The organism is Shewanella sp. SNU WT4, assembly GCF_006494715.1.
GTDB lineage: Bacteria > Pseudomonadota > Gammaproteobacteria > Enterobacterales > Shewanellaceae > Shewanella.
On record NZ_CP041151.1, the window covers coordinates 283,470 to 297,165 of the forward strand.

14 protein-coding genes are annotated in these 13,696 nt (G+C 45.7%); all 14 read right to left on the reverse strand.

What is annotated here, in order from left to right; genetic code table 11:
- Positions 1-137: 137 nt before the first annotated feature.
- Positions 138-1,505 carry a bifunctional UDP-N-acetylglucosamine diphosphorylase/glucosamine-1-phosphate N-acetyltransferase GlmU gene (glmU, locus tag FJQ87_RS01205; RefSeq protein WP_140930128.1) on the reverse strand — a complete coding sequence of 456 codons (1,368 nt, stop codon included), beginning with the start codon at positions 1,503-1,505 and terminating at the stop codon, positions 138-140.
- A 161-nt stretch (positions 1,506-1,666) separates the two neighbouring features.
- Positions 1,667-2,095, reverse strand: coding sequence for a F0F1 ATP synthase subunit epsilon (locus FJQ87_RS01210; RefSeq protein ID WP_140930129.1), 429 nt, complete (start codon positions 2,093-2,095; stop codon positions 1,667-1,669).
- Between the two features lie 37 nt (positions 2,096-2,132).
- Positions 2,133-3,521 carry a F0F1 ATP synthase subunit beta gene (gene atpD / locus FJQ87_RS01215; RefSeq protein WP_140930130.1) on the reverse strand — a complete coding sequence of 463 codons (1,389 nt, stop codon included), beginning with the start codon at positions 3,519-3,521 and terminating at the stop codon, positions 2,133-2,135.
- Between the two features lie 35 nt (positions 3,522-3,556).
- A complete protein-coding gene (gene atpG, locus FJQ87_RS01220) occupies positions 3,557-4,417 on the reverse strand; it encodes a F0F1 ATP synthase subunit gamma (RefSeq protein ID WP_140930131.1) in 861 nt (286 codons plus the stop codon).
- A gap of 50 nt (positions 4,418-4,467) precedes the next feature.
- Entirely contained in the window at positions 4,468-6,009 is a 1,542-nt protein-coding gene (gene atpA / locus FJQ87_RS01225) for a F0F1 ATP synthase subunit alpha (RefSeq protein ID WP_140930132.1), read from the reverse strand.
- 14 nt (positions 6,010-6,023) lie between these two features.
- Positions 6,024-6,557: a F0F1 ATP synthase subunit delta gene (atpH, locus tag FJQ87_RS01230; RefSeq protein ID WP_140930133.1), complete on the reverse strand. Its 534-nt coding sequence runs from the start codon at positions 6,555-6,557 to the stop codon at positions 6,024-6,026.
- Between the two features lie 15 nt (positions 6,558-6,572).
- On the reverse strand, positions 6,573-7,043 hold the full coding sequence (gene atpF, locus FJQ87_RS01235; protein ID WP_140930134.1) for a F0F1 ATP synthase subunit B: 471 nt from the start codon (positions 7,041-7,043) through the stop codon (positions 6,573-6,575).
- A gap of 38 nt (positions 7,044-7,081) precedes the next feature.
- On the reverse strand, positions 7,082-7,333 hold the full coding sequence (gene atpE / locus FJQ87_RS01240) for a F0F1 ATP synthase subunit C (protein ID WP_011761755.1): 252 nt from the start codon (positions 7,331-7,333) through the stop codon (positions 7,082-7,084).
- Positions 7,334-7,398: 65 nt separating this feature from the next.
- Positions 7,399-8,235, reverse strand: coding sequence for a F0F1 ATP synthase subunit A (atpB, locus tag FJQ87_RS01245; protein ID WP_140930135.1), 837 nt, complete (start codon positions 8,233-8,235; stop codon positions 7,399-7,401).
- Positions 8,236-8,247: 12 nt separating this feature from the next.
- Positions 8,248-8,631, reverse strand: a complete 384-nt coding sequence (locus FJQ87_RS01250) for a F0F1 ATP synthase subunit I (RefSeq protein ID WP_140930136.1) — start codon at positions 8,629-8,631, stop codon at positions 8,248-8,250.
- A gap of 225 nt (positions 8,632-8,856) precedes the next feature.
- The gene (locus tag FJQ87_RS01255; protein WP_140930137.1) at positions 8,857-9,759 is read right to left on the reverse strand and encodes a ParB/RepB/Spo0J family partition protein; all 903 of its coding nucleotides are present in this window, start codon (positions 9,757-9,759) and stop codon (positions 8,857-8,859) included.
- A gap of 9 nt (positions 9,760-9,768) precedes the next feature.
- Positions 9,769-10,551, reverse strand: coding sequence for a ParA family protein (locus tag FJQ87_RS01260; RefSeq protein ID WP_140930138.1), 783 nt, complete (start codon positions 10,549-10,551; stop codon positions 9,769-9,771).
- A 136-nt stretch (positions 10,552-10,687) separates the two neighbouring features.
- A complete protein-coding gene (gene rsmG / locus FJQ87_RS01265) occupies positions 10,688-11,305 on the reverse strand; it encodes a 16S rRNA (guanine(527)-N(7))-methyltransferase RsmG (protein WP_140930139.1) in 618 nt (205 codons plus the stop codon).
- A gap of 106 nt (positions 11,306-11,411) precedes the next feature.
- The gene (mnmG, locus tag FJQ87_RS01270) at positions 11,412-13,301 is read right to left on the reverse strand and encodes a tRNA uridine-5-carboxymethylaminomethyl(34) synthesis enzyme MnmG (protein ID WP_140930140.1); all 1,890 of its coding nucleotides are present in this window, start codon (positions 13,299-13,301) and stop codon (positions 11,412-11,414) included.
- Positions 13,302-13,696: the final 395 nt, after the last annotated feature.

The following is a 13,696-nucleotide window of genomic DNA, read 5'->3' on the forward strand; positions in this document are numbered from 1 at the left end:
CATATTTATGGTAATAATTGAACTAGATCACTTATTTAAGGGGCTAGCTCTGCTGTAAAAACTTTTAATTAAGCTCAGAAATAAAAAAAGCACCTCTATGGTGCTTTTAATCAGTGTCACATTTAAGTGAATTAAGCTTACTTGGCTTGCTTTTGTGGGCGCTGCCAGCCACAAAAATGCTTTTGCTTAACGCGGGTGATCACTAACTCATTAGCGCCCACATCACGAGTGATAGTAGAACCTGCGCCTAAGGTCGCGCCTTTGCCAATAGTGACTGGGGCAACTAATTGAGTGTCACTGCCAACAAACACATCATCTTCAATCACAGTTAAGTGCTTGTTAGCGCCATCATAGTTACAAGTAATAGTGCCAGCACCTATGTTTACGCCGCTACCAACCTGCGCATCGCCTATATAGGTCAAGTGACCAGCTTTCGAGCCTTCGCCCAATACTGCATTTTTAATTTCAACGAAATTACCGACGTGGGCGTCACGCTTAAGCACAGCGCCCGGACGTAAACGTGCAAATGGGCCGGCGTTAGCCGCTTCTTCTAAACTGGCGCCATCCACTAAGGTGTAAGGCTTAATCTCAGCGTTATCGGCAATAGTACAATCTTTTAAAATCGCGCCAGCGCCAATAGTGACATTGTTACCTAACACTACTTTGCCTTCAAAGATGACATTAATATCGATCATCACATCCATACCGACGGTCACTTCACCGCGGATATCAATGCGACTTGGATCGCGTAAATTGGCGCCTTCTAGCATTAATTTCTCGGCGGCACGTGCTTGATAAGCACGCTCTAACTGAGCTAATTGCACGCGATTGTTAGCGCCTTCCACTTCAATGGCCAGTGGCGGCTGCGCGGTAGTAATCTCTACGCCATCACGTTTTGCCATAGCAACGATATCAGTTAAGTAATATTCACCTTGGGCATTGTTTGACGACAACTGACCTAACCACGCCTTCAATTGCTTGCCGGGGGCTGCCATGATGCCACTGTTGATTTCTTTAATTTGAAGCTGGGCAATGCTCGCATCTTTTTGCTCAACAATACCGATGACATTGCCAGCGCTATCGCGCTCAATGCGGCCATAGCCAGTAGAATCGAGAAGAGTCACAGTCAAAATGGCAAGGCCATCGGCAGCGCGAGACGCCAGTAAGGCTTCTAACGTAGAGGCTTGAATTAACGGCACATCGCCATAAAGAATTAAGACGGTATCATCATCTTGAATATTGGCGTTAGCCTGCGCTACTGCATGGCCAGTGCCTAACTGTTCGGCTTGCTCAACCCAGTTAAGGTCTTGCTCACCTAAGCGCGCTTGCAATTTATCGGCGCCATAACCGTAGACTAAGTTAATCTTGTCGGCGTTAAGCTCGCGAGCGGTATCTATCACATGCTGCACCATAGGCTTGTGCGCGACTGAGTGCAGTACTTTAGGTAAATCAGAACGCATGCGGGTGCCTTTACCGGCAGCGAGAATAACGACATTGAGCGACATGTTAGCTTCCTTTTCAATTTGCTGGCGCCATTGTAGCCAAAAGCCATACAAAAATCAGCGGCCTGAACCCACAATCCCTATGGGTCTTTAAGATTGGCATGATTATTATGGCCAGTAACAAAAAAGGCGCCCCGAAGGACGCCTTTTAACTAACCTAAACCTTAACGGTGCAGGCCTTTCTTGATGGTTTCAACCACACGCAATTGAGCGACGGCTTGCGCCAATTCAATCGCGGCAGCAGCATAATTGAAATCAGCTCCAGCATTAGCCATATCGGCTTCTGCGCGGCGCTTGGCTTCTAAAGCCGCTGCTTCATCAATGTCTTTGGCACGCAAAACCACATCAGCCAACACAGAAATTGAACTAGGTTGCACTTCCAGAATACCACCTGAAAGATAAAACACTTCTTCATTGCCGTTTTGCTTGACGATGCGCGCCATGCCAGGCTTGATCTTAGTCAACAGAGGTGAGTGACCGTGCATAATGCCCAGTTCACCTTCAGCACCACTTATCTGCAGGCTTTCAACCCGACCGGAAAAGATGCTGCTTTCTGCACTAACGATATCAAGCTGTACTGTAATGCTTGCCATCGGGGTTCTCCTTAAAACACTAAGCAATGATGCTTAGTTATTTTTTGTTAGCTCGCTCGATAACTTCATCGATTGAACCAGCCATGTAGAACGCCTGCTCTGGAATGTGATCAAATTCACCTGCCAGAATACCTTTAAAGCCACGAATAGTGTCTTTCAGGGCAACGTACTTACCTGGAGAACCGGTAAAGACTTCAGCAACGAAGAACGGCTGTGACAAGAAACGCTCGATTTTACGGGCGCGGGCCACAGAGGTTTTATCTTCGTCAGACAATTCGTCCATACCTAAGATAGCAATAATATCTTTCAGCTCTTTATAACGCTGCAGCACGGTTTGTACGCCGTTAGCAGTGTCATAGTGCTCTTGGCCAACAACCAGAGGATCTAACTGACGAGAGGTAGAATCCAATGGGTCAACCGCTGGGTAAATACCCAGAGAAGCAATTTGGCGTGACAATACAACTGTCGCATCCAAGTGAGCAAAAGTGGTTGCTGGTGACGGGTCAGTTAAGTCGTCCGCAGGTACGTATACCGCCTGAACAGAGGTAATAGACCCTGTCTTGGTTGAAGTAATACGCTCTTGCAGAACACCCATCTCTTCAGCCAATGTTGGCTGGTAACCTACCGCTGACGGCATACGGCCTAACAGTGCAGATACTTCAGTACCGGCCAAGGTATAACGGTAGATGTTGTCTACGAACAACAGTACGTCTTTACCTTCGTCACGGAACTTCTCGGCCATAGTCAAACCAGTCAACGCTACGCGCAGACGGTTTCCTGGTGGCTCGTTCATCTGACCATAAACCATGGCTACTTTGTCTAATACGCCAGAATCTTTCATCTCGTAGTAGAAGTCGTTTCCTTCACGGGTACGCTCACCTACACCAGCGAATACTGACAGACCAGAGTGGGCCTTAGCGATGTTGTTAATCAGTTCCATCATGTTAACTGTTTTACCAACACCCGCACCACCGAACAAACCGATTTTACCACCCTTAGCGAATGGACAAACAAGGTCAATAACCTTGATACCAGTCTCTAACAGTTCAGTCGTGTTCGATTGTTCTTCATATGAAGGCGCCGCACGGTGAATCACATAACGCTCTTCTTCACCAATAGGACCCGCTTCATCAATAGGCTCACCCAGAACGTTCATAATACGGCCCAGGGTAGCAACCCCTACCGGAACGTTAATAGCAGAACCTGTATTTGCGACTTCAAGACCACGACGCAGACCATCAGAAGAACCCATGGCGATAGTACGAACTACACCACCACCCAGCTGTTGCTGAACTTCCAGCACCAAACCGTGACAGACACCTTCGCCTGTGATCTTCAGAGCGTCATATACTTGAGGTACGGCAACTTGTGGAAATTCTACGTCCACAACCGCGCCAATTACTTGGACAACAGTACCTGTGCTCATGATTAATCCTCTAAAACTTGTATTCGTTACCTAACCTAAACCGCTGAGGCACCTGACACAATTTCCGACAGTTCCTGCGTAATCGCAGCCTGACGGGCCTTGTTGTACACCAACTTCAAGTCATTGATAAGTTCGCCAGCATTGTCGGTTGCCGCCTTCATTGCCACCATACGGGCAGCCTGTTCAGACGCAATGTTTTCAACAACACCTTGATACACCTGAGATTCTACGTAACGAACCAAAAGCTCTTCTAACAGTTCTTTTGGATCCGGCTCGTAAATATAATCCCAGTGATGTGACTTACTATCATCATCGGATTTAGGTAAAGGCAGCAGCTGTTCGATCACGGGTGTCTGCGCCATGGTGTTCACAAACTTGTTGAATACCACGTACAGACGATCCAGTTTGCCTTCGTTGTAAGCTTCTAGCATGACTTTCACAGTACCGATCAAGTCACTCAATTTAGGTGCATCACCTAAACCTGAGGCTTGAGCCGATAATGGGCCGCCGAAGCTTTTGAAAAACTGCACACTACGAGCACCAATGGCACAAAATTCAACTTCTGCGCCTTGCTCTCTCCAGCTTTTCACGTCTGCCACAACCTTTTTAAAGAGGTTGACGTTCAGACCACCACAAAGACCACGGTCGGTGGCTACTACTATGTAACCTACTCGCTTAGCCTCTCGCACCTCTAAATAGGGGTGTTTATATTCAAGAGAACCTTGCGCGACGTGACCGATCACCTTACGCATATTCTCCGCATAAGGACGGCTAGCAGCCATGCGCTCTTGTGCTCTGCGCATCTTACTGGCTGCCACCATTTCCATAGCGGACGTGATCTTCTGAGTGTTTTGTACACTCGCGATCTTGGTTTTAATCTCTTTAGCGCCGGCCATCTCTACTCTCCAATCTGGACCTTGAGGTGTCTACGACACCTCGATGTTTTTTACCAGGTTTGGGTTTTCACGAACTTGTCCAGGCCAGCCTTCAGTTCACCTTCGATATCAGCGTTATAATCGCCAGACTCGTTAATGGTGTTCATCAACTGTGCATGTTCCGTGTTCATGAAAGAGAGCAGAGCCGCTTCGAAGCTACCGATCTTATTCAGCGCAACGGCCTTCAGGTAACCTTTTTCAGCTGCGAAAATAGACACAGCCTGATCAGCTACGCTCATAGGCGCATATTGCTTTTGCTTCATCAGTTCGGTAACACGCTCACCGTGCTCTAATTGAGCGCGAGTTGCATCGTCAAGATCAGATGCAAACTGTGAGAACGCAGCCAGCTCTCGATACTGTGCCAGTGCGGTACGAATACCACCGGACAGTTTCTTGATGATCTTAGTCTGAGCCGCACCACCAACACGAGATACCGAAATACCTGGGTTAACCGCTGGACGTAAGCCAGAGTTAAATAAGTCGGTTTCAAGGAAAATCTGACCGTCGGTAATAGAAATTACGTTGGTCGGTACGAACGCAGAAACGTCACCCGCTTGGGTTTCAATGATTGGCAGAGCGGTTAACGAACCTGTCTTACCTTTCACTGCACCTTTAGTGAACTTCTCTACATACTCTTCGTTAACGCGTGAAGCACGTTCAAGCAAACGAGAGTGTAGATAGAATACGTCACCTGGGTAAGCTTCACGTCCTGGTGGACGCTTAAGCAGCAAAGAGATTTGACGGTATGCCACAGCCTGCTTTGACAGGTCATCGTATACGATCAGTGCATCTTCACCACGATCACGGAAGTATTCACCCATAGAACAGCCAGAGTATGGTGCCAAGAACTGCAGAGCTGCAGCTTCAGAGGCGGTAGCCACAACCACGATAGTGTTGGCTAATGCACCATGCTCTTCAAGTTTGCGTACTACGTTGGCGATGGTAGAAGCTTTCTGACCAATGGCTACGTACACACACTTGATACCAGAATCTTTCTGGTTGATCACGGCATCAATCGCCATCGCTGTTTTACCAGTCTGACGGTCACCAATGATCAATTCACGTTGACCACGACCAATAGGGATCATGGCATCAACGGCTTTATAACCAGTTTGAATTGGTTGTGATACTGACTTACGCTCAATAACACCAGGAGCAATCACTTCAACAGGCGAGAAACCATCGTTATCGATTGGTCCTTTACCGTCGATTGGAGCACCCAGAGTGTTAACCACGCGACCCAGCAAACCACGGCCAACTGGAACTTCCAGAATACGACCAGTGGTCTTAACTTTTACGCCCTCAGCTAAATCAGCATAAGGACCCATTACTACGGCACCGACAGAATCACGTTCTAAGTTCAACGCGATAGCATAACGGTTACCTGGCAGTTCGATCATTTCGCCTTGCATTACATCGGCTAAGCCGTGAATGCGAATGATGCCGTCACTTACTGCAACAATAGTACCTTCGTTGCGAGCTTCACTAACGACGTCGAACTGCTCGATCCGCTGCTTAATCAGATCGCTGATTTCAGTGGAATTCAGTTGCATGCTCAAACTCCCAATTACGACTGTAGGCTATCAGCAAGACGAGATAATTTACCTCGAACCGACCCATCAATGACGAGGTCTCCTGCCTTAATAATTGCACCAGCGATTAAGCCAGCATCGACACTACAGTTCAGCTTAACTTTGCGTGTGAGACGTTTCTCCAACGAGATACTAATCTGCTGTACTTGCTCGTCACTGAGTTCAGTTGCTGAAACCACTTCGGCCTCAACAATTTTTTCCCAGTCGTTGCGGAACTCAACAAACAGTTGAGCGACAGCAGGCAGAACCTCGAGGCGACCGTTTTCAGCCATTACCTTGATCAGGTTTTGTCCTTGTGTATCCATCTGCTCGCCACACACACTGATAAACAGTTGTGCGAGTTGAGCACTGGCCATTGAGCCAGAAAGCAATGGACGCATAGTGTCGTTTTCACTCACTAGTGCAGCAAAATCAAGCATTTCTGCCCATTTTTCCACGGCTTGATGTTCTACAGCAAAGTCAAAAGCTGCCTTAGCATAAGGGCGAGCAATGGTGGTTAACTCAGCCATAACTCCACTCCCTTATCAAATTTCAGCAACAAGTTTATTAACTATGTCGCTATGGGCGGCTTGATCGATCGAACGCTCAAGGATTCTCTCTGCGCCGAGAACGGCCAGAGAGGCAACCTGCTTACGCAGATCTTCTTTCACGCGATTACGTTCAGCTTCAATTTCTGCTTTACCCTGAGCGATGATTCTTGCACGCTCAGTGTCTGCTTCAGCTTTGGCTTCTTCAACAATTTGATTTTTGCGCTTGTTAGCAGCATCAATAATTTCGTTGGCAGTAGCTTTAGCTTCTTTAAGTTGGTCAGTTGCTTTCGCCTGAGCCAACTCCAGGTCTTTTGCCGCGCGGTCCGCAGAAGCGATACCATCAGCAATCCTTTTTTGGCGTTCTTCGATGGCATGCATCAAAGGTGGCCAAACATACTTCATGCAGAACCACACGAAGAGAATAAAGGCGACCGTCTGACCGATTAGGGTAGCGTTGATATTCACAACAGCCTCCTATTTAGAGTTAAGACAGAAGCGTTTTTTTACAGCATTGCACCCAGAGGGTTAGTGAACAGCATATACAATGCAATACCTACGCCGATCATTGTTACAGCGTCGAGCAGGCCAGCTACGATGAACATTTTAACTTGTAGCATTGGGGCCATTTCAGGTTGACGCGCAGCGCCTTCCAAGAACTTGCCGCCCAAAAGACCGAAACCGATAGCGGTACCAAGGGCACCCATACCAATCAGCAGAGCAACAGCAATTGCAGTAAAGCCCAGAATCGTTTCCATCTGTATCTCCAGTTCTAAATCTTTAATTTAGTGATGATTTAGTTTAAAAATTTCTTCAGCAACCCTTAATGATCTTCATGCGCCATGCTTAAGTAAACAATGGTTAGCATCATGAAGATAAACGCTTGCAGTGTGATAACCAAAATATGGAAAATCAACCAACCCAGCTGGAGTGTTACCCCAAGGGCGGAGATTGCCAAATTGGCACCATACATCAGCGCAATAAGGATGAAGATCAACTCACCCGCGTACAAGTTACCGAATAATCGCAGTGCCAAAGAAATTGGCTTAGCAATTAAAGTAACTGTCTCCAGCAGGAGGTTGACGGGTATCATTGCCCAATGGTTAAAGGGCTGTAATGTCAGTTCTTTCACGAACCCTGATATACCCTTGACCTTAATGCTGTAATAAATAATCAGCACAAATACACCTAACGCCATAGATAGCGTGATGTTCAGGTCCGCTGTAGGTACCACTTTCATGTAGTCAACCCCAACAAGCTCTGCAGCTTTAGGGAGCCAATCTACTGGCACCATATCCATGAAGTTCATCATGAATACCCAGCCAAAAATGGTCAGCGCGAGAGGAGCAATCAGAGGGTTTTTGCCGTGGAAGGTTTCTTTAACACTGCTATCAACAAATTCAACGACCATTTCGACAAAACACTGAAGTTTGCCAGGTACGCCAGTTGTCGCTTTTTTAGCAACGCTGCGGAAAAGCCCCAAGAACAGGACACCCAGACCAACCGAAAAGAGCAACGAATCAATATGCCATGTCCAGAAGCCCGCCTCACTACATGCAGAGTTGAATGCTAACCCGTTATCGGTAGCACACACTTGCAAGTTGGTAAGGTGATGCTGGATATAGCCCTGCGGTGTTAACGCTTCACCAGTTGCAGCCATGATTCATCCCACTTAACTTTGCTTGAAGTATAAAGGTGCAGCCCAATGTACCGTCAATGCGATAGCGTAAGTCACAAACAATGGCATAAACTCCACGTCCATGTACAAAAATGCTAGCGAAAACAATACTATGGTCAACAGCATCTTTACCGCTTCCCCCAAGTAGAAAGATTTTATAACCTTGTCTGCTGAACTTGCTCCCGAATGAGAGAAAGCGAGGGTTGCGAATACAAAATTAGGGAGCACAGCGATTAATGTCCCAGCTAATGCCGACACACCAAAGCGAACTCCCCACATTCCAGAGAAGATAATTGTTACAACTCCAGCAACAAACACTTGCATCAGGACTAACCGATAGGCTGACCCGCGCCCGCGTCGTGCCAAAATTTTACTCAATTTTCATTCTCCACTTTCTGTCTTAATGTTTTTATGACCGAGCATGTTAAATAACATCGACAGCCATGCTACAAAAAGCCTGCGAAAGTATACCTTTTCAAGGACTCTTTGCAATGATGAGATTATGAAAAAAAAGACTTTTAACGTGATGGATGCTCAAATATATAAAATTCATACTTTAACAATTGTCACAAAATTACATATAAAACTGTTAACGTTAATTTTTTAATGAATTTTATTCAAAATGCCGTCTAATTCAGCGAGATTTTGATAATTTATTACAATTTTACCCTGTCCTTTATTATTGTGACTAATTGCAACTTTAGCGCCCAATCGCTCAATTAACTGGCTCTCTAATCGGCTTACATCGGGATCTTTAATGTTTATTTCAGCAACTTTAGGGGGATTATTTGTTTTAGTGACTAAGTTTTCGGTTTCGCGCACCGTAAGCCCTTTACTAATCACTAATTTAGCTAGCTCAGTTTGAGTTTCACCCGAGACGCCAAGTAAGGCGCGGGCGTGCCCCATATCTAAGTCACCATTTTCAAGCATCAGCTTAACCGCTTCATTGAGGCCGTTTAAACGCAGCAAGTTAGTGACTGTCGTGCGTGACTTGCCCACAGATTCGGCAACTTGTTGATGAGTTAGCTTAAATTCTTTAATTAAGCGGTCCAATGCTATGGCTTCTTCCATGGCATTTAGGTCTTCACGCTGAATGTTTTCAATCAGTGCTATGACTATGGCCGATTCATCGGCCACATTTTTAATGAGACACGGCACTTTATCTAGCTTGGCAAGGCCAGCTGCGCGCCAGCGCCGCTCACCCGCCATGATCTCATAGCGGTTTTGGCCAATTTGGCGCACTACTATCGGCTGAATAATACCTTGAGTCTTAATTGAGCTCGCAAGCTCTTCTAGCGCCTCGGCCGACATGTCTTTACGGGGCTGATATTTTCCTGGCTGAAGTAAATCAAGATCGAGATGACGCAACACATCATCAGTAGCTATGGCATCCTGATGATGTGTTGTTTCGATAACAGTATCATGGTGAATTTTCTGATTGGCAGCGTGACTGGTACTCAGTAATGCATCCAAGCCTTTACCCAGCCCGCGTTTCTTAATGGTCATAATCTTCCTTTATGCTTTTTCAGCTAACTGTTCCGCACGTCGAATAATTTCACCGGCCAGTGCAAGATAGGCTTTAGCGCCAGCGCTGGTCTTGTCGTAATACATAGCTGGCGCGCCAAAACTTGGCGCTTCGGCTAAACGGATATTACGCGGGATAACTGTGCGGTAAACTTTATCACCGAAGTGTTGTTTGAGCTGATCTGATACGTCATTGGCTAAGCGATTGCGAGGATCATACATAGTGCGCAGTATGCCTTCGATATAGAGCCCAGGGTTCACCATGGCGCCGAGTTTACCTATGGTATCAATCAGAGCCGTTAAGCCCTCTAAGGCATAATACTCGCATTGCATCGGCACTAGCACTGAGTCGGCAGCCGACATGGCATTAACGGTCAGCATATTGAGTGAAGGAGGGCAATCGATGAAAATAAAGTCGTATTGATCGCGAATTGGCGCCAAGGCATTGCGTAAGCGCACTTCTCGGGCAAAAAACTGAATGAGCTTAATTTCAGCGGCGGTGACATCACCATTACCGGCAATCAAATCATATTTGCCCGCAGTATTACGGATCACTATTTCTTCAAACGGCTTTTCTTCGACCAATAATTCATAGGCTGTATTATCAAGATCATACTTGTCGATACCGCTGCCCATAGTGGCATTTCCTTGCGGATCCAGATCGACCACCAAAACTTTACGCTTAGTGGCGGCGAGTGATGCAGCTAAATTCACGCATGTAGTTGTTTTTCCTACGCCACCCTTCTGGTTGGCCACGGCTATAATTTTCGCCACTTTGTCACCCTGTCTGTCAGACTCAAATTAACGAAATATCACACATTTTTTTAGATAATGCATGAGTTATCAAAGCGGTAATGAATAAATTGTGGGATGTCCGCCTCGATGCCAAGCAGACAATTCCAATATCAGACTATTGTTTGATGAGTTTGAGCAAATGTCGTTGCTCGTTCAAATCTGGTAGCACTAGCTCAATAGTATCAATCAACTTAAAACCTGCTGGAATCGATGCCATTTCCTGCTCATTTAGCTGACCTTTCAAGGCATAAAAACAGCCATTGTCTGTCGGTAAATGATGACACCAAGTGAGCATATCCGTCACTGAGGCAAAGGCACGACTGAGCACACCATCAAACTTTTGTTCAGGATCAAAGGCTTCAACACGACTTTCGATGGAAGTGATGTTAGTTAATCCAAGTTCAAAGGCCACTTGTTTTTGAAAACGAATGCGCTTACCTAAGCTATCAAGTAAAAAGAACTGCTTATCTGGATTAATAATGGCTAACGGGATCCCCGGCAGCCCAGGGCCAGTACCTACATCAATAAAGCGCTCACCTTCTAAATAGGGCGATACCACTAAGCTGTCCATGATATGGCGAATAAGCATTTGCTTAGGATCACGCACCGAAGTGAGGTTATAAGCCTTGTTCCATTTATCCAACATACCAACAAAATTAAGCAGTTGCTCTTGTTGTTTCGGAGTTACATCTAAGCCGGTTTGGGCTAAATAGGTCGTGAGTAGAGCCTGCACTCGACACCTCAAAAAATAAGTGGGTATTCTGAGCACTATTATGCGGCTCAGGATAAAAGAAGGGAAGCCTAAGCTTCCCTTGAATAATACTAGTAAGCCGTTTGTACTAAGCTGATTTACGCAATAAACCGCGCTTTTTCAGATGCACTAATAAAATTGAAATGGCCGCGGGAGTGATCCCTGAAATCCGTGAGGCTTGGCCTATGGTTTCTGGCTTATGGGTGTTGAGTTTGGCAATTACTTCATTGGATAACCCAGGTACTTCATGGTAATCCAAGGTTAACGGTAAGCCGGTATTCTCATTACGCATAGCTTTCGCAATTTCATCTTGCTGGCGCTGAATGTAGCCTGAATATTTTACCTGAATTTGCACTTGCTCTGCGGCCCTTGGGTCGCTAATGGCAGGGCCAAAACCTTCAACTTTCATTAGCTTGTCATAATCAAGTTCAGGTCTTTTCAGCAAATCTTCAAAGGTTGCTTCACGGGTAATTGGCGTATTCAAGTGTGGATTCAACGCTTCTACCAAAGGCGAATTTGCATGGATCCACTGACCACGTAAACGTTGTAATTCAGTTTCAATCGCTTCGCGCTTGGTATTGAATTTAGCCCAACGGTCATCATCAATCAGACCTAACTCACGACCTTTTTCGGTTAAGCGTAAATCAGCGTTATCTTCACGCAGCAACAAACGGTATTCGGCGCGGCTAGTAAACATGCGGTACGGTTCTTTGGTACCTAAAGTTGATAAGTCATCAACTAACACCCCTAAATACGCTTCATCGCGACGTGGTGCCCACGCATCTTTTTCTTGCACGAATAACGAGGCGTTCATACCGGCTAACAAACCTTGGGCACCCGCTTCTTCATAGCCAGTAGTACCATTGATTTGTCCTGCAAAGAATAAACCTTTGATCGCTTTCGTTTCTAATGAGTTTTTCAGATCTCTTGGATCGAAATAATCATATTCAATAGCGTAACCAGGACGAATGATCTCAGCATTTTCCATGCCTTTGATCGAACGCACCAAGTTGATCTGCACATCAAAAGGTAAGCTAGTAGAAATACCGTTAGGGTAAATTTCTGTGGTGGTTAAACCTTCTGGCTCAATAAAAATTTGATGTGAGTTTTTATCAGAGAAACGATGAATTTTATCTTCAATGCTTGGGCAATAACGTGGGCCAATGCCTTCAATCACGCCTGAATACATAGGACTACGATCTAAGCCACCGCGAATAATGTCATGGGTTTGCTCATTGGTATGAGTCACATAGCATGATACCTGGCGTGGATGTTGCTCAACATTGCCAACGAACGACATCACAGGTAATGGGTCATCACCTTTCTGCTCAGTCATTTGAGCAAAATCAATGGTATTGGCATCAATTCTTGGTGGTGTACCTGTCTTTAAGCGACCAACTCGAATCGGTAATTCACGTAAACGATTGGCTAAGGCGATGGAAGGTGGATCGCCAGCACGACCACCGCTGTAATTCTCTAAACCAATATGAATTTTACCGCCGAGGAAAGTACCTGCAGTTAACACCACACTCTTGGCAGCGAACGCTAAACCCATCTGGGTGACGACACCAACCACTTGATCGTTTTCAACCACAAGATCGTCTACGCCTTGTTGGAAAATACGCAGGTTTGGCTGGTTCTGTAAAATATTTAAGATCGCATGTTTATACAAAGCGCGATCAGCTTGAGCTCTAGTCGCTCGTACTGCTGGGCCCTTACTTGAATTTAAGGTCCTAAATTGAATGCCGGCTAAGTCGGTGGCTATTGCCATTGCGCCGCCTAAGGCATCAATTTCTTTAACCAAATGGCCTTTACCTATGCCACCAATGGCTGGGTTGCAAGACATTTGTCCAAGAGTATCAACGTTATGGGTCAGCAACAGGGTTTTTGAGCCCATTCTGGCAGCAGCCAATGCGGCTTCAGTTCCGGCATGACCACCACCTACAACAATTACATCAAACCGTTCATGAAAATGCATAAAACTGCCTTTTGATATTAAAGATCGAAACTTTACGAGTTGGCTATTTTAGCATTTGTCTGTGCCAAGGTGAATGATCTATTTGCATTGAAAGATCTCAAGGTGATCGGCTTAATAGATCTTAAGATCTTTATATAGATCTCTTATTATGTCTTATTATTAGGATCGCCATTTTCTGTGGGTAAGCCTATAACGTCTTAAAATTCATTAGCTTGCGGCATTCTGATCCTGTGATCTACCGGGGATCTATTAGCAAATAAGGTGGGGATAGATCGCTACTTTATCCACAGGTACGATCTTTAACCAAGCAGGAGTGTGAATAGTACATGAGTTGATCAGAGAAAAATAATAGCTTATCCACAGATTTATCCTTTTGGAACGTAATTTGTGGATAA